This window comes from Companilactobacillus hulinensis, assembly GCF_003946555.1.
In the GTDB taxonomy this organism is placed as follows: domain Bacteria; phylum Bacillota; class Bacilli; order Lactobacillales; family Lactobacillaceae; genus Companilactobacillus; species Companilactobacillus hulinensis.
The window spans coordinates 41,179-65,327 of the sequence record NZ_RHOO01000012.1 but is presented as its reverse complement, the minus strand read 5'-3'; the positions used below and the strand labels follow the sequence as shown (position 1 = coordinate 65,327).

At 36.6% G+C, this 24,149-nt stretch carries 23 protein-coding genes; 3 read left to right on the top strand and 20 right to left on the bottom strand.

Annotated features, from left to right (window positions below; all coding sequences use genetic code 11):
* Nucleotides 1–3 precede the first annotated feature (3 nt).
* The 11 genes from EKM66_RS07635 to rpsU all read right to left on the bottom strand — a co-directional run bounded on the left by EKM66_RS07635 (nt 4) and on the right by rpsU (nt 11,476).
* Nucleotides 4–1,212: an SAM-dependent methyltransferase gene (locus EKM66_RS07635; RefSeq protein WP_125763265.1), complete on the bottom strand. Its 1,209-nt coding sequence runs from the start codon at nt 1,210–1,212 to the stop codon at nt 4–6.
* A gap of 151 nt (nt 1,213–1,363) precedes the next feature.
* On the bottom strand, nt 1,364–2,485 hold the full coding sequence (gene rpoD, locus EKM66_RS07630) for an RNA polymerase sigma factor RpoD (RefSeq protein ID WP_125763263.1): 1,122 nt from the start codon (nt 2,483–2,485) through the stop codon (nt 1,364–1,366).
* Between the two features lie 20 nt (nt 2,486–2,505).
* Nucleotides 2,506–4,326 (bottom strand): DNA primase, encoded by a 1,821-nt coding sequence (dnaG, locus tag EKM66_RS07625; protein WP_125763261.1) that lies wholly within the window; start codon nt 4,324–4,326, stop codon nt 2,506–2,508.
* An 80-nt stretch (nt 4,327–4,406) separates the two neighbouring features.
* Complete coding sequence (gene glyS / locus EKM66_RS07620) at nt 4,407–6,476, bottom strand: glycine--tRNA ligase subunit beta (RefSeq protein ID WP_125763259.1); 2,070 nt, start codon at nt 6,474–6,476, stop codon at nt 4,407–4,409.
* The gene (gene glyQ, locus EKM66_RS07615; RefSeq protein ID WP_125588802.1) at nt 6,469–7,380 is read right to left on the bottom strand and encodes a glycine--tRNA ligase subunit alpha; all 912 of its coding nucleotides are present in this window, start codon (nt 7,378–7,380) and stop codon (nt 6,469–6,471) included. Before glyQ ends, glyS begins: the two co-directional genes overlap by 8 nt.
* Before the next feature lie 237 nt (nt 7,381–7,617).
* Nucleotides 7,618–8,376, bottom strand: coding sequence for a DNA repair protein RecO (recO, locus tag EKM66_RS07610; RefSeq protein WP_125763257.1), 759 nt, complete (start codon nt 8,374–8,376; stop codon nt 7,618–7,620).
* A gap of 2 nt (nt 8,377–8,378) precedes the next feature.
* Entirely contained in the window at nt 8,379–9,290 is a 912-nt protein-coding gene (gene era / locus EKM66_RS07605) for a GTPase Era (protein WP_125763255.1), read from the bottom strand.
* Between the two features lie 2 nt (nt 9,291–9,292).
* Nucleotides 9,293–9,694, bottom strand: coding sequence for a cytidine deaminase (locus EKM66_RS07600; RefSeq protein ID WP_125763253.1), 402 nt, complete (start codon nt 9,692–9,694; stop codon nt 9,293–9,295).
* Between the two features lie 35 nt (nt 9,695–9,729).
* The gene (gene ybeY, locus EKM66_RS07595) at nt 9,730–10,200 is read right to left on the bottom strand and encodes an rRNA maturation RNase YbeY (protein ID WP_125763251.1); all 471 of its coding nucleotides are present in this window, start codon (nt 10,198–10,200) and stop codon (nt 9,730–9,732) included.
* 11 nt (nt 10,201–10,211) lie between these two features.
* Complete coding sequence (locus EKM66_RS07590) at nt 10,212–11,189, bottom strand: PhoH family protein (RefSeq protein ID WP_125763249.1); 978 nt, start codon at nt 11,187–11,189, stop codon at nt 10,212–10,214.
* 104 nt (nt 11,190–11,293) lie between these two features.
* On the bottom strand, nt 11,294–11,476 hold the full coding sequence (rpsU, locus tag EKM66_RS07585; protein WP_125763247.1) for a 30S ribosomal protein S21: 183 nt from the start codon (nt 11,474–11,476) through the stop codon (nt 11,294–11,296).
* Nucleotides 11,477–11,598: 122 nt separating this feature from the next.
* Here rpsU and EKM66_RS07580 point away from each other — a divergent pair, with 122 nt between their 5' ends.
* On the top strand, nt 11,599–12,420 hold the full coding sequence (locus tag EKM66_RS07580; RefSeq protein ID WP_125763245.1) for a pyruvate, water dikinase regulatory protein: 822 nt from the start codon (nt 11,599–11,601) through the stop codon (nt 12,418–12,420).
* Nucleotides 12,421–12,443: 23 nt separating this feature from the next.
* On the opposite strand, the gene EKM66_RS07575 is transcribed toward EKM66_RS07580, so the two are convergent.
* The 4 genes from EKM66_RS07575 to msrB form a co-directional block, all read right to left on the bottom strand.
* Nucleotides 12,444–13,346: a deoxyribonuclease IV gene (locus EKM66_RS07575; RefSeq protein WP_125763243.1), complete on the bottom strand. Its 903-nt coding sequence runs from the start codon at nt 13,344–13,346 to the stop codon at nt 12,444–12,446.
* Between the two features lie 131 nt (nt 13,347–13,477).
* Nucleotides 13,478–14,356 carry a YitT family protein gene (locus tag EKM66_RS07570; RefSeq protein ID WP_125763241.1) on the bottom strand — a complete coding sequence of 293 codons (879 nt, stop codon included), beginning with the start codon at nt 14,354–14,356 and terminating at the stop codon, nt 13,478–13,480.
* A 102-nt stretch (nt 14,357–14,458) separates the two neighbouring features.
* Nucleotides 14,459–14,977 (bottom strand): peptide-methionine (S)-S-oxide reductase MsrA, encoded by a 519-nt coding sequence (msrA, locus tag EKM66_RS07565; protein ID WP_125763239.1) that lies wholly within the window; start codon nt 14,975–14,977, stop codon nt 14,459–14,461.
* Entirely contained in the window at nt 14,977–15,417 is a 441-nt protein-coding gene (gene msrB, locus EKM66_RS07560) for a peptide-methionine (R)-S-oxide reductase MsrB (RefSeq protein ID WP_125763237.1), read from the bottom strand. The genes msrA and msrB overlap by 1 nt, the downstream gene beginning before the upstream one ends.
* A 203-nt stretch (nt 15,418–15,620) precedes the next feature.
* Here msrB and EKM66_RS07555 point away from each other — a divergent pair, with 203 nt between their 5' ends.
* Nucleotides 15,621–16,136: a histidine phosphatase family protein gene (locus EKM66_RS07555; protein ID WP_125763235.1), complete on the top strand. Its 516-nt coding sequence runs from the start codon at nt 15,621–15,623 to the stop codon at nt 16,134–16,136.
* 549 nt (nt 16,137–16,685) lie between these two features.
* Here EKM66_RS07555 and aspS read toward each other — a convergent pair.
* From aspS to EKM66_RS07540, 3 genes are all read right to left on the bottom strand, one after another.
* Nucleotides 16,686–18,458: an aspartate--tRNA ligase gene (gene aspS / locus EKM66_RS07550; RefSeq protein WP_125763233.1), complete on the bottom strand. Its 1,773-nt coding sequence runs from the start codon at nt 18,456–18,458 to the stop codon at nt 16,686–16,688.
* Between the two features lie 3 nt (nt 18,459–18,461).
* A complete protein-coding gene (hisS, locus tag EKM66_RS07545) occupies nt 18,462–19,733 on the bottom strand; it encodes a histidine--tRNA ligase (protein WP_125763231.1) in 1,272 nt (423 codons plus the stop codon).
* A gap of 250 nt (nt 19,734–19,983) precedes the next feature.
* Nucleotides 19,984–21,114, bottom strand: coding sequence for a chloride channel protein (locus tag EKM66_RS07540; protein WP_125763229.1), 1,131 nt, complete (start codon nt 21,112–21,114; stop codon nt 19,984–19,986).
* Nucleotides 21,115–21,382: 268 nt separating this feature from the next.
* On the opposite strand from EKM66_RS07540, the gene EKM66_RS07535 reads away from it, so the two are divergent.
* On the top strand, nt 21,383–22,684 hold the full coding sequence (locus EKM66_RS07535) for an N-acetylmuramoyl-L-alanine amidase (RefSeq protein ID WP_125763227.1): 1,302 nt from the start codon (nt 21,383–21,385) through the stop codon (nt 22,682–22,684).
* Between the two features lie 105 nt (nt 22,685–22,789).
* On the opposite strand, the gene EKM66_RS07530 is transcribed toward EKM66_RS07535, so the two are convergent.
* Together EKM66_RS07530 and EKM66_RS07525 are read right to left on the bottom strand one after the other, a co-directional pair.
* On the bottom strand, nt 22,790–23,428 hold the full coding sequence (locus EKM66_RS07530; RefSeq protein ID WP_125763225.1) for a GNAT family N-acetyltransferase: 639 nt from the start codon (nt 23,426–23,428) through the stop codon (nt 22,790–22,792).
* Between the two features lie 105 nt (nt 23,429–23,533).
* Nucleotides 23,534–24,148, bottom strand: coding sequence for an HAD-IA family hydrolase (locus tag EKM66_RS07525; RefSeq protein WP_125763223.1), 615 nt, complete (start codon nt 24,146–24,148; stop codon nt 23,534–23,536).
* Nucleotide 24,149: the final 1 nt, after the last annotated feature.

The following is a 24,149-nucleotide window of genomic DNA, read 5'->3' as shown; positions in this document are numbered from 1 at the left end:
CCTCTATTCAGCAATTTTATCTGCAGTCTTTTTGTCTAAATCTGTCATATACTCACGAGTCATAGGTGTAGAAGAACCACTAGGACCGTTTGTAAGTAGATATTGAATTACATCGATATTACCACTTTGGAATGAAGCGGCACAAGCTTGAAGATACAAGTCCCACATACGAACAAATCTTTCTCCGTACATTTCATCAACTTTGTCTTCAACCTTTAAGAAGTTACGGTGCCAAATTTCAACAGTCTTTTGATAATGACGTCTTAATGGCTCAATATCATCAATTTGTAATTTAGCATCCATAATATGACCAATGTTTTCCTTGATATTAGGAATATAGCCACCTGGGAAGATGTACTTAACAAGCCATGGATCAACTCCAAGTCCAACGTGTTGTCCAGTAATACCATGAATCAAAGCAGTACCTTCTGGCTTCAACAAGTTCTTGATTTGCATGAAGTAATGTTCAAGATGTGTCTTACCAACATGTTCGAACATACCAACTGAAACAACGTGATCGAACTTCTCGTCAACTTCACGGTAATCTTCAAGCATAACTTCCATTTGATCACTTAGATTTTCTTCTTGAATCTTGTTATTAACGTAATCATATTGTTCTTGACTAAGAGTTACGCCCTTAGCTTTCAAACCATATTCTTTAGCTGCAGTGAACATCAAAGTTCCCCAACCACAACCAACATCAATGATGGTTTCGCCTGGTTTTGTATTCAACTTGTTCAAGATATGGTGAACCTTGTTCATTTGAGCTTGTTCAAGAGTGTCTTCTGGTGTACGGAAGTATGCACATGAATAAGTCATAGTTGGATCTAGCCATAGCTTATAGAAGTCATTACCAATATCATAGTGCTCTTGGATTTCCTTCTTGTTACTCTCTTCACTGTGACTGAACTTTGGAACAATTTTCTTTAATTTAACATTTGACATGAAACTCTCTGATTGTTTATAAGCATTCATGATAAGTTTTTGAATTGATCCCTCAATTTCAATATCTTTATCCATGTATGCTTCACCCAAAGTAAGTGTGGCGTGTTTAACAACTTCGGAGATTGGAACTTTGGTATTAAACTTAATAGTTATGTCAGATTTGCCTTCTGGACCGTAAGTTTTTTCTTTTCCATCCCAGTACACAATCTTGATAGGAATAGTAAATGAATGGGAAAATATTTCATCGTAAATCTTTTTATCTAACATAAATTTATAACCCTCCAAAAAAATATATATATTAATGGTAACGCAATTCATGAAAAAACATAACTAATTAGTTTAATATTTTCAGAAAAAATAACAATAAAAAAGAACAGCGTTTTTATTTGCTGTTCTTTTATCGATAAAACTCTAATTGCTATTCCAAGAAATCTTTCAATTGCTTAGATCTTGATGGATGACGTAACTTTCTAAGAGCCTTAGCTTCAATTTGACGAATTCTTTCACGTGTAACGCCAAAGACTTTACCAACTTCTTCCAAAGTTCTAGTTCTACCATCATCTAGACCGAAACGTAAACGTAGAACGTTCTCTTCACGGTCTGTCAAAGTATCCAAGACATTTTCAAGTTGTTCCTTAAGTAATTCATATGATGCGTGGTCTTCAGGACTTGTAGCATCTGAATCTTCAATGAAATCACCAAGATGTGAGTCGTCCTCTTCACCAATAGGTGTCTCCAATGAAACTGGTTCTTGAGCAATCTTTAAGATATCACGAACTTTACCAGTAGGCATATCCATTTCAGCACCGATTTCTTCTGGCAATGGTTCACGACCAAGATCTTGAAGTAATTGACGTTGAATACGGATCAGCTTATTGATTGTTTCAACCATATGAACAGGAATACGGATTGTACGAGCTTGATCGGCAATAGCACGCGTAATAGCCTGTCTAATCCACCATGTTGCATATGTAGAGAACTTGAATCCTAGTCGATAATCAAACTTCTCAACAGCCTTCATTAGACCCATGTTACCTTCTTGAATCAAATCAAGGAATTGCATACCACGACCAACATATCTCTTGGCAATTGAAACAACCAAACGAAGGTTAGCTTCAGCTAAACGTTGCTTAGCCTCTTCATCGCCTTGTTCGATCTTCAAGGCAAGATCAACTTCTTGTTGAGCATTAAGCAATGGAACACGGCCAATTTCCTTCAAATACATACGAACTGGATCATTAACTTTGATGTCAGTTGGAGCAGTAGTATCGTTCTTCTTCTTAGAGTTCTTAGCTTCTTCTTTCTTTTCTTTCAAAAGAGAAAGTTTACTAGGATTACCCTTTTCGTCGACAACACCGATACCTTGGTCCTCAAGTTCACTAACAAAGTTAGTTAATGCTTCACCCTTAAGTTTGTATGGCTTGATAATCTTTTCTTGAAGATCATCTTCTGTAATAGAACCAGTCTTCTTAAGGTCTTTAATTAATTTCTTTGTAGCAGTTTTTAATTCTTTTGATACTGTTGTTTTTTTAGTTGCCATGTATATTCCTCCAGTATGCTTTAATTACTTAACAATCTTCTAACATCAATCAGTTGCTTCGTCAGCTCTAATTGTAATTTACTGTCACCTACCATTGCAGCCTGTTTCAATTGACGATTAATATCAGATACTTTGGACTCAAGATCTGAGTTATTAATATTATTGACATAATCATCAATCTCTTGATCACTATACTCGGCGGGCATTGGCATCATCTCCAATTCTGCTAAAAGATTCTTCTCGTTATTGTCGAGAACATTCATAAAATCAGAAATATTGATCTCTTCAGCATCATCTTGCTCCCCATATGAAAGCAATGAGCTAAAAAGACTTTGATAATTGGAATGAACAAAACTAAAACCATTTCCCTTAAGATTAATTCTAACTTCTGGGAAATTAATTGCCCAATACAATAGACAGCGTTCAGATTTTTCAATTCGATCATAACTTGAATGAACCGTAGCCGTAACTTTCTCAAGTGCGGCTTTTTGAACATTCTTGTTATTATTTGCTGGACGCTTAATTGCCAAACGGCGCCTAAGTGTATCCAGCTCCTTGTTGATTGCTTCTTTAGAAACGTTCATTTCGTCGGCAATCCTGCCAACATACATGTCGACCTCAACCGGAGATTGTAACTTCACAATTTCGTTCAACGACCGATTCAAGAATTCTATCTGGTCGTGTTCATTATTGAGATTGAAGTTTCTTTTGAAGTAATTTAAGAGGAAGCTCATTGGTGTTTGTACACCATTTTCAACCAAACTCTTAAATGCATCGGCACCAGCACTTCGAATGTACTCATCTGGATCTTTTTTATCTGGAACACTGATAACTCCGTAAGAAAAACGATCATCATTCAACTGAGTAACAGCCCGATAAGTCGCTTCAACACCAGGATCATCTCCATCGTAACAGATATTGATCTGGTTAGTCAGACGACTTAACGTATACAGCTGCTGATCAGTCAAACTAGTACCCATCGATGCAACACCATTAGTAACCCCGGCTTTATATGCACTAATAACATCCATGAATCCTTCAAACAAAATTACGTTTTTATTATCACGAATTGTCTTTTTTGCATTGCTAAGGTTGAATAATGCTTTGCTCTTGTTAAAGATAGGTGTTTCCGGACTGTTCATGTACTTAGCAGTACCTTCAGCCTTGTTCAGGATACGTCCTGAAAAAGCAATAATATTACCAGCTTCATCAGTAATCGGAACCATCACTCGATCTCTGAACCGATCGAATAAATCTCCCTCCTGATTTTCAGCGAACAAACCGGACTTTCTTAAGGTTGAATCATCAATTTTACGATCTTTGAAGAATTGAAGCAAGAGATTTGAATTATTGGGAGCATAACCGAGATCAAAAGTCTCAATCAACTTATCATCAAGGTCACGTCCGTTTAAATATTTCAAAGCCGGTGTACCATTTTCTGTTTTTAACAGGATATGACTATATAACTTAGCGGCTTCTTCATACATTTTTATCAAAGTTTGACTGTCAGAACTTTGATAATTATTATCATTGGCTTGATATTGGTCTGGTACAGGAATGTTGCCCATTTGAGCGACTTCAATTACAGATTCAGGGAAAGTTTTGCTTTCGATCTCCATAATAAACTTGAAGACATTTCCACCACGACCACAACTAAAACAATGGAAGATCTGTTTATCTTCTGCAACTGAAAAAGATGGTGTCCTCTCCTCATGGAAAGGACACAATCCAAACAGGTTCTTACCTGATTTTTTCAATTGTACATACTTACTAATTACATCAACAATGTTGGTTTTTGAGGTAACTTCATCAATAAATTCTTGTGGAATCCGAGTTGCCATGGCCGTCACCCCCTCAAATATATCTATAAAAACAGTGAACTACAATATATCACATTGTTAGCGTATTTACAAATATAAGACTATTTAACTACAATTTTAGACAAATCTCCTAATTTTGCAATTAAATGGTTTGCAATCACTAGTTGAGTAAGACGATTATTCTTAACATCAGCGTCTTTTGCCATAATCATATTCTCATCAAAGTAACTATCAATAGCAGGTTTCAATGAAGCTAACTCACCATACAACTTTTCAGCATCTGATTCATTGGCATTGATTATTTCTTGAACTTGATTATTCAATGTTGATTCTGATGGATTCTCGAATAATGATTCATCAAGTTTCAAATCATCACTGTATCCGAACTTAGCCTTCTTAGATAGGTTAACTACACGACCAAGAGCTTCAACAACTTCCTTGAAGTTATCATCCAATACATGATTTTGTAATACTTTAGCAGTATCGATCATAACGATTGGATCGACATCTGAACCTGTTGTAACAGCTTCAACAATGTCATTTCTAACTTCTGTAGTTCCTAATAATTGACGAACACGGTCGATCATGAATTGATCAATGTCTGAAACATGTGCACTCAAGTTAAGTTTTTCAGGAACAGTTACGTTAGCCTTCAAGTAATCTTGTAAATCATTTAAGTCTAATGACCATTGATATTGGTTCAAGATTCTTACGATACCATATGCTTGACGACGCAATGCGTATGGATCATTTGAACCACTAGGAATCAAATCGACTGCGTAGAATGTTACAAGTGAATCGATCTTATCAGCAATTGCTAATGTTGCTCCGACCTTAGTTGCAGGTAAGTTACCCTCAGCTGAGATTGGCATGTAGTGTTCCTTAACAGCCTTAGCAACAGCATCATCTTCACCCATTAAGCTGGCATACTTCTCACCCATAACACCTTGTAGTTCTGGGAACTCATCAACCATGCTTGTAACGAGGTCAAATTTGTAAATGTTACTTGCACGTAGAACGTCTTTTGTCTCTTCATCAGATAAACCGAATAAATCAGCTAAATGAGCGGCAATTTGATGTACACGTACCATTTTTTCATACATAGTACCGATTTTAACGTGGAAATTAACAGTCTTAAGCTTTTCAACGTAATCTGCAATTGTCTTCTTTTGATCTTCTTTATAGAAGAAATCGGCATCCTCTAGTCTAGCAACTAGAACTTTTTCATTACCTTTAATAACATTTTCAATATGTTCAGAATTACCATTTCTTACCGCAATGAAGTATGGTTCCAAACTACCCTCATGATTTCTTACATAGAAATATCTTTGGTTATCCTTCATTGAAGTGATTAGAACTTCTTCAGGTATTTCCAAATACTTCTTATCAAATGAACCATGGAATGTTGTTGGATATTCAACTAAGTTGTTAACTTCTTCTAGCAAATCAGGATCAACGTCAACTACCCAATCATTGTCATCAGCAATTGTCTTGATTTGATTTGAAATAAGATCCTTACGTTCCTTTGCATCAACAATAACAAATTGTGATCTTAACTTTTCAACGTAATTTGTAGCCTCATCAATTTCAACATCTTCACCTAAGAAACGGTGTCCACGAGTCATACGACCAGACTTAATATCCAAAATTTGTAATGGAACTTCTTCATTATTTAATAGTGAAACCAACCAGTGAATTGGACGAATGTATTCGAAATCATATGAACCCCAGTGCATTCTTGTTGGGAATGTTAATGACTTAACTACATCAGTAATATCAGCTAGGACATCTTCAACATTTTTACCAGCTTCATGCTTTTGGATGTATGCATATTCGGTACCCTTTAAATCTTCAAAGAAGATATCATCAGGACTCATACCTTGACCACGAGCAAATCCTTGTGCAGCTCTAGTCCAATTACCATCAGCATCTTGAGCAATTTTCTTTGATGGACCCTTAGCTTTAACATCAATATCAGTTTGTTTTTCAGCAATATCTTTAATAATGATAGCCAAACGTCTTGGTGTTGAATATTTTTCAATGTTTGAGAATGAAATACGGTTTTCTTTAAGGAACTTAGCAGCCTTTTGTGCTAATTGATTAACACTGTTAGTTACAACGTGAGCAGGCATTTCTTCCAAACCGATTTCTAATAAGTAATTTTTAGTCATTTTCATTCTCCTTTACTGCATCGCTATTTGCCAATAGTGGGAATCCACGCTTCTTACGTTCTTCAACAAATGCTTTAGCTACTTTATGTGCCATCTTTCTAATACGTGATAAGAAGGCAGCTCTTTCAGTAACTGAAACTGCACCACGAGCATCTAACAGGTTAAATGTGTGACTGCATTTCAAAATATAATCATATGCAGGATGAACTAATCCTAAGTCCATCAAGCGATTTGCTTCTTTTTCATATTCATCAAAGAACTTGAACAACATATCTTGGTTACTTTCTTCGAATGAATATTTTGAGTGCTCGTATTCTGGTTCCTTAAAAATATCACCATAAAGTACGCCGTCACCCCACTCAAGATCATAAACTGAGTTAACGTTTTGAATGTATGAAGCTAAACGTTCAACACCATATGTGATTTCACTAGTTACGGGTTTGCAAGCAAGTCCACCGACTTGTTGGAAGTATGTAAATTGTGAAACTTCCATACCGTCAAGCCAAACTTCCCAACCAACACCGGCACAACCCATTGATGGGTTCTCCCAGTTATCCTCAACGAAACGAATATCATGTTCTAGAGGTTCAATACCTAATGCACGTAGTGAATCTAGATAATATTCTTGGATATTTTCAGGAGCTGGTTTCATAACTACTTGGAATTGGTGGTGTTGATACAAACGGTTAGGGTTCTCACCATAACGACCATCAGCTGGACGTCTTGATGGTTCAACGTATGCCGCATTCCAAGGTTCTGGTCCGATTGCACGTAAGAATGTGTATGGACTCATAGTTCCGGCACCTTTTTCAGTATCATAAGCTTGCATAAGCATGCAGCCCTTGTCACCCCAGAACTTCTGAAGTGTCAAAATCATATTTTGTACATTTAATTTTTTTGCCATATTGTCTCCCCTCGGGTAAACACAAAAAAGTCCCTTGCAAGGTATAGTTATCTACCTAGCAAGGGACGAATAATTTCGCGGTTCCACCCTAATTCAGGACTTAAGTCCTGCTCTTTTATTCAAAAATTAAATTGTTGCTCGCCATTGAATCTGTAGCGGCTTTCACTATCCCGCATCGCTGTTTTCATAGAATTAATTATAGCAATTTAAAATATATTGTCAATTGTATAGACCGTACTAAATACGCCAAGTCTTCATATCATCAATAAATTTTTTGCTTTTTGGATAATAACCAACTGATCCTAGATAAATAGCGTCGATAGCACCTTGGATCATATCTTTGTTGTTATTCTTGATTTCAATTTTGCCTATTTGATCGATATTGATCTTGCTGAATAGTCTCAAAAAATAAACTATTCGTTCCGGTATATGTAATCTGTGAATATCATCATCAAAATGATTGGAACAAATAATTCCACCTAAAACAACCGAAAAATCAAATCGACCTTCAGTTTCACCACCGACAACACATGAATCCATATTGGGCTGGACCCCGAATACTTGTAAAAGATGCATTTGCATAATATCAATCACAATTTGAGGATCATAACCATTCTCTATATATAGCAAAGCCTTAAACATGTCCTTATACCATTGGTCTGGTAATGGGGCATCCATAAAAGCGTTATGAAGTAAGTCAAAGAGAAAAGTTGCATAAGCATTTAATTCAATATCTTGAATAATCTCATCAAATTGTTTGATATCACTAGCTGAATTCAAATAAGACAATCCTTCATCTTTAACAACTCCCGTATAACTACCATACGAAAAGGTAATCACGGAACCAGAGATTTTCGACTTAGATCCCTGTGTTCCACGAACAAGAAAGGTTCTAAATCCATATTCCTTAGTAAGAATCGTAACCAGTGCATCTTTTTCACGATAGCGTTGTCTACGAACAACGATCCCAAAAAAACTAGTTGCTGCTTGATGCATTATTACTTAAGGTCCTTAACCGAATATCCAGCTTGATTCAAGAATAATGGATCATCACGCCAGTTCTTTTTAACTCTGACCCAAAGCTTAAGATTGATCTTCTCACCTAATAAATGTTCAATCTTAATACGTGAGCCGATACCGATATTCTTCAACATGCTTCCACCTTTACCAATGACGATTGGCTTTTGGCTCTCACGTTCAACATAGATACTTGCTTCAACTTGGAGTTTACCGGCAGCTGTACGTTGATTCATTGATTCAACAATAACAGCAATTGAATGAGGAATCTCATCACGTGTATCTTCGAGAATCTTCTCACGGATCAATTCACCGACAATGAAGTATTCAGGGTGGTCTGTAATTTGATCATCGTCATAATATTGTGGTCCAACTGGCAATGCCTTAGTCAATGAATCAATTAATTCATCAACGTTATTACCATTTGTAGCACTGATAGGAACGACTTCATCAAATTCCATTAATTGTGAATATTCACTGATTTGTGGTGCCATTTCATCCGGATTGATCATATCGATCTTATTCAGAATCAAGAATACTGGTGCTTTGACTTTCTTCAATTCTTCAATAATGAATTTATCTCCAGGTCCAGCAGCTTGTCCAGCTTCTGTCATGAAAAGAACCGCGTCAACTTCTTTAAGGGCTGAAGTAGCGGCTGAATCCATATATTGATCCAGGCCATTATGTGGTTTATGAATTCCTGGTGTATCCAAGAAAATGATTTGTCGTTCATCATCTGTATAGATACCTTGTATTTTATTTCTAGTTGTCTGTGCCTTAGGTGATGTGATGGCAATTTGTTCTTTGATGATACGATTCATAAATGTTGATTTACCAACATTTGGGCGTCCTACGATTGCTACGAATCCTGAGCGAAAGTTTTTATTATCCATATTTAATCCATATCCTTATCACTGAATGCCAGTGGCAAAATTTCTTTAAATGTAAACTCTTTATATTGATTAGTATTATTAGCTAAGAATACTGGTGTATCAGCCTTCATGAATTCACTCATGACTTGTCGGCAAGCACCACAGGGTTTCGACATTTCTGAAGTTCCATTAACGATAACGATGGCTTTGATTTCTTTGACACCTTCAGAGACGGCTTTAAATATTGCTGTTCTCTCGGCACAATTAGTCAAACCATATGAGGCATTTTCAATATTGACTCCGGAATATATTTTCCCGTCATCACATAAAATTGCGGCACCAACAGTGTAATTTGAATAAGGTGCATATGCATGATCCATTGCTTTAAACGCTATATCAAACAAATTCTGTTCGTTAATTTCCACTGGTTCAGTCTCCTATTTAGTTACTATTTTAATTGTTATTTTTTTAATCCATAAGCACTGAGAATTTTTTCTTGTAAACCAATCATTACTTTTTCATCCTCAGGCTTAATGTGATCGTATCCATTCAAATGAAGAATACCATGCACAATTGTGTAACCAAGTTCACGATCAAATGAATGCTCGTAATCTTTAGCATGTTCATCAACTATTTCAACACTGATGAATAAATCACCAAGATCCAATGGCAAATCTGGAATTTGTTGTTCCAAATAATCCAGTGAATCTTCACCATCGTTAATAGCAAAACTAATAACATCAGTTGCTCGATCAGTATCACGGTATTCTTTATTAATTTCATGAATCTTGTCTTTTGTAACAAAATGAATCGATAACTGTGTGTCGTCCTTTAACTCTAACTTATCAAAAGTGAACTTCACAATATCATTGACCCAATCAACACGCTCCTGATCAATTAAATTATCATCATTATAAATTTCTAAATCCATGTTTATCCCCATTACTTTTCAATTTTATCAGAATCATCATATGCATCGATAATTTCAGCAACTACCGGATGTCTAACAACATCAGCTGATGTGAAATCAACGAATTTGATATGTGGCAAGTTTTGTAATATCTTTTCAGCTTGAACCAGACCACTGCGTGCATTACGTGGCAAGTCAATTTGCGAAATATCACCATTTACGATCATTTTAGAATCAAATCCTAAACGAGTTAGGAACATCTTCATTTGTTCCCTAGTCGTATTCTGTGCCTCATCTAGTATAACAAATGATTCGTCTAATGTACGCCCTCTCATGTAAGCTAGAGGAGCAATTTCGATAACCCCACGTTCCAATAAGCGACCAGTGTGATCTGCTCCTATAATGGCATACAAAGCATCATAGATAGGTCGTAAGTATGGATCAACCTTTTCTTTTAAGTCTCCGGGCAAGAATCCCAGACTTTCACCTGCTTCAACAGCCGGTCTTGTCAGTACAATCCGCTTGACTGTACCCTTTTTTAGAGCAGCTACTGCCATGACAACAGCTAAGTAAGTCTTACCAGTACCAGCTGGTCCAATTCCAAATGTAATATCATTGTGATTAATGGCGTTGATATACTGTCTCTGACCAAAATTTCTTACTCTTACGGGTTTGCCGCTAAAATCCCTGATCAGTTCAGTCTTATACAAATCTTCAAAGTAATCTAGGGTTCCACGCTCTACCATCTTCATACCACTGACAATATCCGCTGAACCCAAACCAATTCCACTCTCAATTAACTTAATTAGCTTGGTGATCAATGTATAAGCCTTACTTACATCATCATGATCACCTGTAATATCCAGCCGTTCACCGAAAGCGTGAATTTTTACATTCATACCTTCTTCAAGTAATTTCAAGTTGCTATCATTGACTCCAAATAGACTGACCGCATCTTGTGGACTCTTTATTTGAATACTCTTCTTAAATTGCTCTTCATTTTCTGCCAATAAATACAACTCCTCCTATTATTACTTTGAATGATAGCACACGAATGTAAATTTTTCGTAAAAAAAAAGCTAAAACATAAAATGTTTTAACTTTCAGTCAACTATTAACGACGTTTCTTATTACGTTTACGAGCAGCCTCTGATTTTAACTTTCTCTTAACACTAGGCTTTTCGTAGAACTCGCGTTTTCTATATTCTTGAAGTGTACCACTTTTTGAGACAGAACGTTTAAAACGACGAAGAGCATCATCGAGCGACTCATTTTCATGAACGACAGTTTTTGACATATGATATCCCTCCTTCCGCTTTGAACGTAACTGCTCTATTTCTTTCACAGCTCATATGTTATTATAACAAAAAGAGTCCATTGTTCAAACATTTTTCTATATTTTTTTTAGGAGGAATTTTTATGAGCCAAAAATTGAATGTTTTTGTACTGTCAGATTCCGCTGGAGAGACTGCTGTACGAGTGGCTAAGGCAGCTTTTGCACAATTTCCGATGTTCGATACAGTTTATACAAAATATCCGTTTGTAAAGAATGATAATCACCTCAAAGAGATACTTTCGAAGGCAAATGAGAAAAAAGCAGTCGTATTGCACACCATCGTCTCTAAAGAACTCTGCGACATTATCAATACATATTGTCAGGATAACGGTATAACTTATTATGACATATTGAATCCTATAATAGGAACTTTTGGTCAAATCGTAAATGAGAAACCGATGCGTAAAAAAGGTTTGATACATAATCTTGATGATGAATACTTCGATATGATCTCAGCTATGGAGTTCACCGTTTCAAACGATGATGGTCGTAATCCTAAAGGGCTATTAGAAGCCGATTTAGTACTATTAGGAATTTCTAGAACATCCAAAACTCCATTATCACTATATTTAGCTAACAGAAATATTCGCGTTGCTAACCTACCTATTGGTCCAAAAACACAACTTCCTGATGAACTTTGGCAAGTTGACAAGTCTAGAATAATTGGACTAACAAATGATATGAATGTACTAATGAAGATTCGTCGTCAAAGAATGATTGCTTATGGATTGAATCCAGATACAACTTACTCAGACGAAAATGAAATTCAAAAAGAACTAGATTACTCAAATGATGTATATGCAAAACTAGGATGTCCAGTTATTAATACTGCCGACCGTTCAATTGAAGAGACAGCGGCATTAATTATGGAAAATCTACAAATCAATGGTTACAAAAAAGGCTAGTCCACGTGGGCTAGTCTTTTCGTTTACTTATTTTCAGCAATTAATTTAGTCTTCATATCAGGATCGAACTTTTGAGCACGCAACATGTCGATTTCAGCCTTAAATGGAGCAATGCCCTTCTTATCGTTCTCATCCCTCTTAACATAAGGTGTTTCCATAATTTTAGGGATAGATTCCAACTGTGGATGATGTGCGACATAATTCAAGGCATCGAATCCAATCGTACCGAATCCAATATCATCGTGTCTATCCTTGTGAGAACCACGTTCATTCTTCGAGTCATTTAGATGAATAACCGATAATTTATCCAAACCAACAATGTGATCAAATTCATTGAGTACACCGTCAAAATCATTTTTAACATCATATCCGGCATCACTCATGTGACAAGTATCCATTGTGACAGATAATTTGTCGTTATTTTGACAATGATCAAAGATATAAGCCAATTGTTCAAAGTTGATGCCTACTTCAGTACCTTTTCCTGCCATGGTCTCAATTGCGACACTGACTTTTTGATCAGGTAGAATAGCCTTGTCTAGTGACTGGGCAATCTGTTGCAAAGCTACTTCAGGGCCTTGTTTCAAGTGTGCTCCTGGGTGAAAACTGATGGCTTCAATACCTAATGCATCAGCACGTTCAAATTCATCGTGCATAAACGAAATTCCAAATGGCAATTTTTCAGGTTTAACCGTGTTACCAAGATTGACAATATATGGAGCATGACCGATAACATGATCAATCCCATACAATTTGAGTAAACGTTTACCTTCATCAATATTCATCTCAGAAATATCTTTACGGCGAGTATTCTGTGGAGCACCTGTAAAAATCATCATGGCATTTGCGCCATAACTATGTGCTTCTTTAGCAGAGCCAGCCAACATATCTGGAGCTTTCATTGCAACGTGTGATCCGATTATCATTGTTTTCTCCTCACTTAAATCAAATTAAAAAAACAGAACTGCTTTTATCTCTCACTACATATTATCTCAAACAATCATATGTTTGAAACAATATATTTGATAGTGTGAAAACAAAGCGTTCTGTTTTACGTTTAATATATATGTTTTTGATAGAAACGACCCAAAATCTTAACAGTATCCGTAACACTCACAAATGCATGCGGATCTGAAGAACTCATCGCTGTTTCGAGGTCATGCAATTCTGAACGAGAAATAACTGTGAATAAAATAGTTTTTTCCTCGTGTTTGTATGCACCTTCAACGTCATGAACAATGGTAATACCACGGCGCATCTCATTTTGAATCTCTTTAATAACGTTCTTAGGTTTAGATGTAACGATCATAACTTGGAGCTTTTGATCCTTGTTATAGATCATATCAATAACCTGACCATTAATAAAAATACTGATAGCACTGTACAGAGCATGAACCCAGCCAAATAACAGTCCAGCACACGAGACAATAAATACGTTAAAGATAATATTTATCGTTCCGACACTTTTACCAGTCTTTTTTCTTAAAATAATACCAACAATATCAATACCACCGGTTGAAATACCGTTACGCAGTGCCATACCTGTACCAAATCCATTAGCGACAGCACCAAAAATGGCACAAACTAGCGGATCAGCAGTTATTTTTGCTGTAGGAAAAATATGCATCATGATTGACGCAAATGCGACAGCAATAACTGTAAATACAGTAAAGTTATGATCGATTTTCTTCCAGGCCAGAATAAATAGCGGTGCGTTGAACGCAAAGTACATTATTGAGGTCGAAATATGAAACGGAAACCAACGCTGAGTAATTGTTGAAACCAGCTGAGCGGCACCAGTTACACCTGAACCATAGATCCCTCCAGGTGTCCAAAACATATTAACCGCGATAGACACGGCAATTGAATATAGAAATGCAACTGATATTTTGGATAAGTTTTGATGCCTTTCAATTAACTTATCTAATTCATCCATCTAAAATTTCTCCTAATCGAGCTACAGAGGTATACTCCTCATTCGCCTTCTAATATAAGATATAACCTAAACAATCTTAGCACAAATGAATATTTTTTCAGCCTATTTCCAATGTTTTTCGATAAAATCTCCCCTGCCACCGCTTTCTTCTAATTCATAGCGAGCAGGATTCTTCTCGTAAAATTGTTGATGATACTCGTCTGCAGGATAAAATGGTTCAACTGGCAGAATTTCTGTCACTATTGGATCATCGAATTTTTCCGCATCAGACAAGGCTTTCTTGGACTCTTCAGCAATACTTTTCTCTTCATTACTTCCATAATAAATAACTGGGCGATAATTATCTCCACGATCTTGGAATTGACCTCCAGCATCAGTTGGATCGGTAACTTGCCAATATGTGTCTACAAGTTGTCTATATGAAACAACATCGGCATCATAAGTTATTTCAACTGCTTCAGTATGTCCAGTAGTTCCCGTACATACTTGTTCATAGGTAGGATTAACAACATGACCGCCGGTAAAGCCTGATTCTACAGAGATAATTCCGGGTTGTTCATCAAATGGTTTGACCATGCACCAAAAACAACCTCCAGCAAATACAGCTTTCTTCTCATTCATTATTTATCGCCCTCCTCAACATATTTTTTATAATCTGAATAACCTTTTTGATCCATTTCCTCAAATGGGATAAACTTCAAAGCTGCAGAATTAATACAATATCTTAAACCACCAGTTTCCTTTGGACCATCGTTGAAGACATGCCCCAAATGTGAACCTGCGGCTTCACTGGTAACTTCTGTACGTTCATGACCAGTTCTCATGTCGGTACTTTCCTTCAATTCAGCAATTGGTTGACTGAATGATGGCCATCCACAACCAGCATCATATTTATGTGCAGATGAAAACAATGGCTCACCACTTGCAATATCTACATAAATACCTTTTTTATAAAAGTCATCATACTTACCACTAAAAGGCATCTCTGTGCCTCTATCTTGAGTTACATGTAGTTCTTCCTCATTAAGTCCCTTAAGACTTTTCTTATAATCATTTGCCAAATTAAACAACTCCTTTGCGTATGCTTATAAGTATACGCAAATAAAGTGCCATTTCTAGAATAATGCTCATATTTATTAAGACTTTATTAATAAAAAATGTGCTTAAATGCTGGATTACTTGATATTTTTCTAATAATCATCTTATCAGGTTCAAGAAACAGTTATATCTGCTATATTTAAGTTAGTAATTGGGGGAAGTAAAAATGAAAGTATATTTAATTAGACATTCAGAACCAGATTTTTCACAAGTCGATCAAGCCGGATACACTGGACTAGCAAGAGACTTAACACGCCTTACGCCATATGGAATCAAATTAGCTGACAAGACGGCACAAAATCCTATCTTTAACGACGTACAAATGATGCTGATATCGCCATACACACGTACAATGCAGACAGCACAAGAAATATTGAAATATAATAAAATTCCAACACAAGTGGAATTGTTGTTACACGAATGGCGACCGGATAAATCTGGTAAACAAGATGTTTCTAAAGAACAACTAGCACTTGCTTATAATGACTATCTGGATGGAACTCACAAATCTGATTTGGATTTTGAAACTAAAGACGAAGTAGTCAATCGGGTCAAATCTGTCTTGGACAGATACAAAGATAAATATTCATGTATTGCCTGTGTAACGCATGGTGGAGTTATGACACAGTTTACAGGAGACAGACAAACACCATTTTGTGGAATTTATAGTATTGACTACTAATCCCGCCTACGGTTGGAAGTGACGAGTCCGCTAGGGGACCGATTTAAGCCTGAGATACGGTCTTAAATCTCGATTTTGAACTCCGCAAAACAAGCGGATTTCAAAAATCGTCCTGTGCTGTAAGGCCGGAAAATCACCGACCAACAGAACTATCACAGCCGACTCGTCACTTCCACCTCCGGCTAATTTACTTCTAAACTACTTTATATATCGGTCATTAATGGCAATTTTCACATTATGGTATTTATACAATTCTTACTATCAATAAATCCAGCAGTATAAAATTATCAAGTTTACTATTCAGCTGAAGGTAAAAAAATAATTTATCAGCCGTGAAAGTACTATAGGAACGGTGGTTTACCGTTCTTATAGTACTGGACGAGCTTGGAGATTTGCGAAAGCAAAGCTTCAAGTCGAGTCTCCAGACCGCCTTTCGGCTGGAGACGGTCCCACGGCAGATGAATTATTTTTTTACCGGAAGTGAGAAGCAACCAAACAACCGAAAAAAAGCCCCCACAAGAAACTAATCTTGTGAGAGCCAATTTTTATCTAGTCTTTTGAAACACTCTTACTTACTTCAATACCAAGATCAACAAGTTGATTGTCAGCAACTTCTCTTGGTGCATGTGTCATTGGTTCTGTGGCATTTGAATTCTTAGGGAATGCAATCACATCACGGATATTATCTTTGCCAGCCAATAGCATAGCAAATCTATCCAAACCAATAGCCAAACCACCGTGTGGTGGGCAACCATATTGTAAAGCATCTAACAAGAAACCAAATTGTTCATAAGCCTTTTCTTTGGTGAACTCCAAAGCTTTAAGCATCTTCTCTTGAATCTTATAATCATGAATACGGATTGAACCTCCACCCAATTCATAACCATTAAGAACGATATCGTAACTTTGAGCATATGCTTTATGTGGATCTTCATCCAAATAATGTACATCCTCTTCATTAGGCATTGTGAATGGGTGGTGAGCGGCAGTCCAACGTTGGATACCTTCGTCATACTCAAACAATGGCCAGTTAACAACCCACGTGAAGGCAAATTCATTAGGATCATATAGATTTAAGTGCTTAGCGATGTCGGTACGTAAGTATCCTAGTGCATCAGCAACAATCTTTTTCTTGTCTGCAACAAACAATACTAAGTCATTGTTTTCAAGACCAAGACGTTCAACTAAGGCATCGTGTTGTGCAGTGATGAATTTAGCAACTGGTCCAGTGATCTTGTCATCATTGTACTTAAGCCATGCAAGACCTTTAGCACCAAAGCGCTTGATGTATTCTTGATATTCTTCAATGTTCTTTCTTGAATACTTGTCAGCATTATTCTTAACAACAATAGCCTTAACTTGGCCACCATTATCGATAGTACCTTTGAAGACTTTGAACTCAGTATCTTTGAAGACATCGTTCAAGTCTTGTAATTCCATTCCAAAACGAATATCAGGTTTATCAGAACCATAGCGAGCCATGGCGTCATCCCAATCAATTCTTGGGAATGGCAATTTAACATCGATACCCTTTTCGTCTTTCATAACACGGGCAATAAGTCCTTCTGTCACTGTTTGAATCTCTTCAGCTGACATAAAACTCATTTCCAAATCGATCTGAGTGAATTCTGGTTGACGGTCTCCACGAAGATCTTCATCACGGAAACAGTGAGCTAATTGATAATAACGGTCGAATCCACCGACCATCAACAATTGCTTAAATAATTGTGGTGATTGTGGTAAAGCAAAGAAATGTCCAGGATATACACGTGAAGGAACAAGATAATCACGAGCACCTTCTGGTGTTGATGGAGTCAAATTAGGTGTTTCAATATCAATGAATCCATTGTCATACAAATATTCGTGAACTGAATGCTTGATTTGAGCACGTGTACGAATAGCCTTTTGCATCTCAGGTCTACGCAAGTCAAGGTAACGATACTTTAACTTAGTCTCTTCTGAAGCATCGACATCATCAACAATTTCAAATGGTGGTGTAATTGACTTGTTTAATAATTCAACTGTCTCAACAACAACTTCAACTTTACCAGTTGGGATATTCTCATTAATAGCCTTTTCGTCACGAAGTCTAACTGTACCAGTAACGTTGATAACATACTCTGAACGTAATGATTCAGCGACTTCCAAAACATCCTTATGTTCAGTATTAAAAACTAGTTGTACAAAACCCTTGTAATCTCTTAGGTCGATAAAAATCAAACCACCAAGATCACGACGTTTTTGAACCCAACCATCTAAAGAAACTTTCTTGCCGACATGTTCTTCGGTAATGCTGCCGCAATAATCTGTTCTTTCTTCCATGTTTTATCCCTCTATCTTCTTTAATTCTTCTGCTAAATTATCTAATGAAACACTGATCTGATTACCAGTAGCCATATTCTTAACACTTGCAGTATTATTTTCCAACTCAGAATCACCAATAGTTACGGTGTACTTAGCATTCAAGTGATTAGCTGTCTTGAATTGTGCCTTCGTCTTTCTTTGTAAATAATCCTTCTCAGCTGAGAAGCCAGCACGACGGATATCTGAAAGAATTTTAACTGAGGCACGTTCAGCCTTTTCACCAATAGTTACGATATATACATCCAAGTTATCCTCAACATGAATATCTTCATCTTTTAGCAATAACATCAAACGTTCCATACCAAGTCCAAAGCCAATTCCAGGTTCTGGCTTGCCACCAAGTTCTTCAACTAAACCATTGTAACGACCACCAGCCAAGACAGTGATTTCTTTGTTACCAAATGCAGGATCAGTAACCATGAATTCAAAGATCGTATGGTTGTAATAATCAAGACCACGTACCATTGTTGGATCGACCACGTAATTAATATCAAGATCATCTAACAATGACTTTAAATATTCAAAACGTTCCTTAGAAGCATCATTCAAATAATCCAGAATTGATGGAGCATTTGCAACTAGCTTCTTATCGTTCTCGTCCTTACTATCAAGAATTCTTAAAGGATTCTTTTCTAGACGGGTCTTGGAATCATCACTTAATTGATCCTTGAATGGTGTGAAGTAATCTACTAAGGCTTGGTGATAATTCTTACGTGATTCAGGATCACCCAAAGTATTGATAGCTACCTTCAAGTTGTGTACACCAAGTTCATTCAAGAAATTCAATCCAACTGAGATGATCTCAACATCTAATTCAGGTGAATCTGAACCAAATGCTTCAAGACCAATTTGATGGAATTGACGTTGACGACCTGATTGAGGGCGTTCATATCTGAACATAGGTCCCTTGTACCAAACCTTATAAGGACGTTGGTATTCTGGTCCATAAAGCTTGTTTTCAACATACGCACGAACTACACCCGCTGTACCTTCTGGACGAAGTGCAATATGTCTGTCACCTTTATCTTTAAAGTCATACATTTCCTTTGAAACAATATCTGATGTATCACCAGATGATCGTTGGAAAACTTCGTATGATTCAAATATTGGTGTTCTGATCTCTGAAAAACGATAGCGACTAAAAACATTCTTGGCAACTGATTCTACATATTGCCACTTTTCCGATTCTCCGGGTAATATGTCAGCTGTACCCTTTGGTTTTTGATAACGCATAAAATCCTCCTTAGCGGTGAACACGAATACATATAAAAAAATACACCCTTGCCTAAATAAGACAAAGGGTGCATTTGCACGGTACCACCTAGTTAATTGCTACAGTTAACGCCTGCCAAACGATTGATGGAACGTCACTCAAATGAATTGCATACCTGATCTCAGCATCCAGGTTCTCTGTAGAGCAATTACTTATTTGATTAAGAACATATGTATAAATTAATCAAAAATCCCCTTGTTGTCAAGTCTATTAGCCTCTTGAAAGTGATTTCAGGAGATAATTTGTTAGATAACAGACAATTATTATAATAGGAAATACTTCTATCGGAAGTAATAGCAAAAGTAATCCTGCGACTACTCCTGGTTGTCTCATAATAGAAGTTAAACTAGCTGCGATCGTTACTGACACCAAAATGGCGGGAGTGAATGGCAAAATTGCTGACAAAGCAAATCCTGTTGCAGCACTAGAAAATATTGCAGGAAAAATCATTCCTCCACGCCATCCCAATGAAAAACACAAATTTGTGATTATAGCTTTCCCAATTCCAATCATAATCAAGAACCAAACCGATTGATCCATGGCTATTCTTGAAAACCCTAACAAGTTAGCCTCGCCAGAAAATTGATAATATGGCGATATCATACCGGCGCCACCAATGATCAATCCACCAACAATTGCCCACAGAACAGTTCTTTTGCTATTCCTAGTTAATTGCTTGCTCCACTTGCCAAGATTTTCAAAGAGCTTACCGAACAATATTCCAACTACCAATGCAACAGGAATCAATGCGAACCCTTGCCAGGTCCAAGCAATATTTTGGCGAAAATGAATTCCGAAGGTACTTTCATGTGGGAAAATCCTGTTCATGAATCCAAATCCGATCACTCCAGAAATAACGGTAATCGTGTATACAAAGATTTTTCTTCCTCGAACTCGAAAATCTCTAGTTGGTGCATCAAACGCCTTCCCAATTCCAGCAAATGGGGCGTAAAATACAGTTGATAGGATTGCACCGATTCCCATATTGACCAGTTCTTCACGTCGTTTGAGTGTTAACTTCATTCTATCTCCGACCCAATTGATCAATCCACCAAGAATACCTGACAATGCTGCTTCAGGACCCACACTACCACCAAATGACAACACAGTGATTGCATTGAAAAAGTTTTTTGAAATCTCATGAGTATATCTAATTTTGCCGGTAGTCTTATATTCACCGATAACCTGATTCATTGTTCTTGGATAACCAGGCATTCTACGTTGCTGAAATCCGATGATCAATCCGCCAACGATACAAATTATTAGTGGATAAAAAATCGTTTGGATATTTAACATGTTTGGAACGGTCTTCCAAATCAAATTAATCAGAAAGTTAACCAAAATAAGATAACCACCTGCCACTATGCCTACTAAAAAACCTAATAAAATACTATATAATAGAAAAACTAAATCAAATTTCTTCAATTTTTAACCATTTGCCCTCTAATATTTATGAAATATTACTCAATTTGTCATAATAATCAATATTATTACCTATAAATGTCAAGTTTCTGTGAATTTTTCACTTTCTTACTTTTAAGTTTAACTTTTTTTCAGTAAGATATACATATACGATAATCATTATAGCGACAACAAAGGAATCCTTTAAATGAAAAAGATAATAACTTTTTTAATTAAAAATAAGCTATTTGTTGCCATTGTTTTTTTAATTGCCTTATCGAGTTGGTCGACCGTAGCTTTGGCAAACGCTAATTCAATTGTTGTCGAGTCCGACTCAGTCAATGTTCGTATTGGTCCGGGACTATCCTACTCCAATATGGGTCAGGTAAAAAAAGGTGACAAATTAGCTATTTTAGCTGAAAAAAACAAATGGTACCAAGTTCGTCTTTCCGGAGATAAAATCGGTTGGGTTGCCAGCTGGTTAATTGACAATACTGAAGTCAGCTCCGCTACTAATAAAATCGGAATAGTCAAAGTACCCAATACCACCGTCTTCCAAAAGGATGATGCCAATAGTAATGTTCTAGGGACTATCGAACAGTCTCAAAAAGTTACTATTATGTATCAAGAACAAGAATGGTCACAGATTCTGTACAAAGGAACTGCCGGTTGGGTCAAGAGTCAATTCATTCAAGGTACGAATGAGACTTCTGGATCAAGTACCTCATCCAATTCCAATAATAGTGATATTAAAACTGTGACAGTTACCCAATCCAATACCAAACTGAGAATCGAACCAAACAGCAGCAGTCGAATTGTTAAAACTGCTAATGTCGGTAAGAAGTTCGACTACTTAAGCAAGAGTGGTAACTGGTACAAAGTTAGAGATAGTGATGGTTCAGTTGGATACGTTGCAAGTTACGTTGTAACTATCTCAGGTACTAAGAGTGCTGTTAAGTCAGCTGCTACGAATATCTCTGAAGCCACTATCGTCATTGACCCAGGTCACGGTGGTGATGACGTAGGTGCTGAATCAAAGAAGAAGACATACGAGAAGAACTTCACTTTGGCTTATACCAAAGCAATCAAAGCAGACCTTGAAAAGACTGGTGCCCGTGTTGTTCTTACAAGATCTGGTGATGATTCCAAATCACTTGGAGAACGTGCACGTCTTTCAAGTAAGATTGAAGCTGATGCATTTATTAGTCTTCACTTCGATTCAAGTGCTGATGCTAACGTTGGTACCGGTGTTACTACCTACTACTATGGCAAGAACAAAGATGGCACATTAGCCACTGATATCAACAAGCAGTTGAAGACACTTGCAATCAACAATCGTGGTACTCAACAAAAAGACTTGTATGTATTGCATTACAACAGTCAGCCATCGATCCTGATTGAATTAGGATATATTAATTCATCAACCGATTATGGTTATATCAAGTCTAATGCATACAAATCACAAGTTGCTCAAGCTGTAACAAATGGCTTAAAAGAATACTTCAAATAAAAGAACATGACAGAAGATCATTAAAGGAGCTGTAATCCAAAATCGGATTACAGCTCCTTTTTGAGTTAAGCGAGAAGAGTTATGTTCTGTCACTCGTCTACGCCTTTAAATGGTCTTTGATAAGACCCAATCTTTTACATCCCCATGGCTCAAATTAACTTTTTTAACCGAGCGTACTGAGAAATTATTTTTCTTATAAAATTTTACATTCTTCTGAGTATTGGTTTCCAAAATAATATTCCGATAACCTACTCGTTTCAAGTAAGGACTAATGTGGTTATTCAACATCTTGCTCCCGATACCTTGACCTCGTAATGATTTGTCAACAGCCAAATACTCAACTACACATTTTTTCTGACCTTCAACTTTATCAAACAAATCCTCAAATTTAAAAATATCGAATGCACTAATAGCATTGAATCCAACTTTAATTATTTGACCTAATATCTTCAAACCATCAACTGAAAAATAGTCCCAAGTATTGATTTGTCTACCACGATTGAATTGAATCAGTGCAACGGCCCTAGGTTTACCCTTACCATCGGCACCAACATAAACCAATCCTTTTTTCATAAAAACATCAACTTCCAACTCAAAATACTTTCGTAATAATCTATCAAACTTTGCGCTTGAACGGAATTCTTGTCGGAACATCTTCTGAGTTGTGATGTATTCCTTGAATGACTCTGTTAGTAATCTTATTATCTGGGGTTTATCACTATTCAACCCACTTCTAAAATCCAAAAAAATAGCCTCCCTTAAACATTCATGTACTAATGGTAGTCAATAAACTACATATTGTCCAATAGTATATGTAGATAACATAATTTAAAGAAATGCTTTTGAAAACTAAATTATATTGTTTAGTTCCTGTAAACTTTTGATTTGATGATCAACCTTAAAGTCAATCGTCTGATTGCTGATAAGAATCGTTTTGGCCCCAACTGTATTACCAAAATCAATATCGATCTTACGATCACCGATCACCCACAGATCATTAGTATCAAGTGAATGCTTTTCAATCAAGTATGTCAACATCTCAGGATCAGGCTTACGTACGTGACCATCTTCGGCACTAACCATCTCAACAAAGTAATCCGCAATACCTAATCGTTTGGCAACCTCAAAGATTGACGTATCACGATGTGTCACAATAAACTGTTGATATCCTTGTATCTTACAATACTCCAGTGCAATCTTCGCATGTGGCATCAACTTGATCTGATCATGGTATGACTTCTCATATAACTTATACGTCTTATAAAAAGTCTTTACCTTATCCTCATTTCCATCGACCAAATCACTGGCCAACTTTCTAACCGAAGTCTTTAGAGCCTCAGTATAGATGGAATCTTTTGAAATGCTTATATCAAAATTCTCTTTGAGGGACTTTTGTGTGGCCATAACTATTCCTGGATAACTATTAGCTAATGTTCCATCAAAATCCCAAATTATACTTCTCATT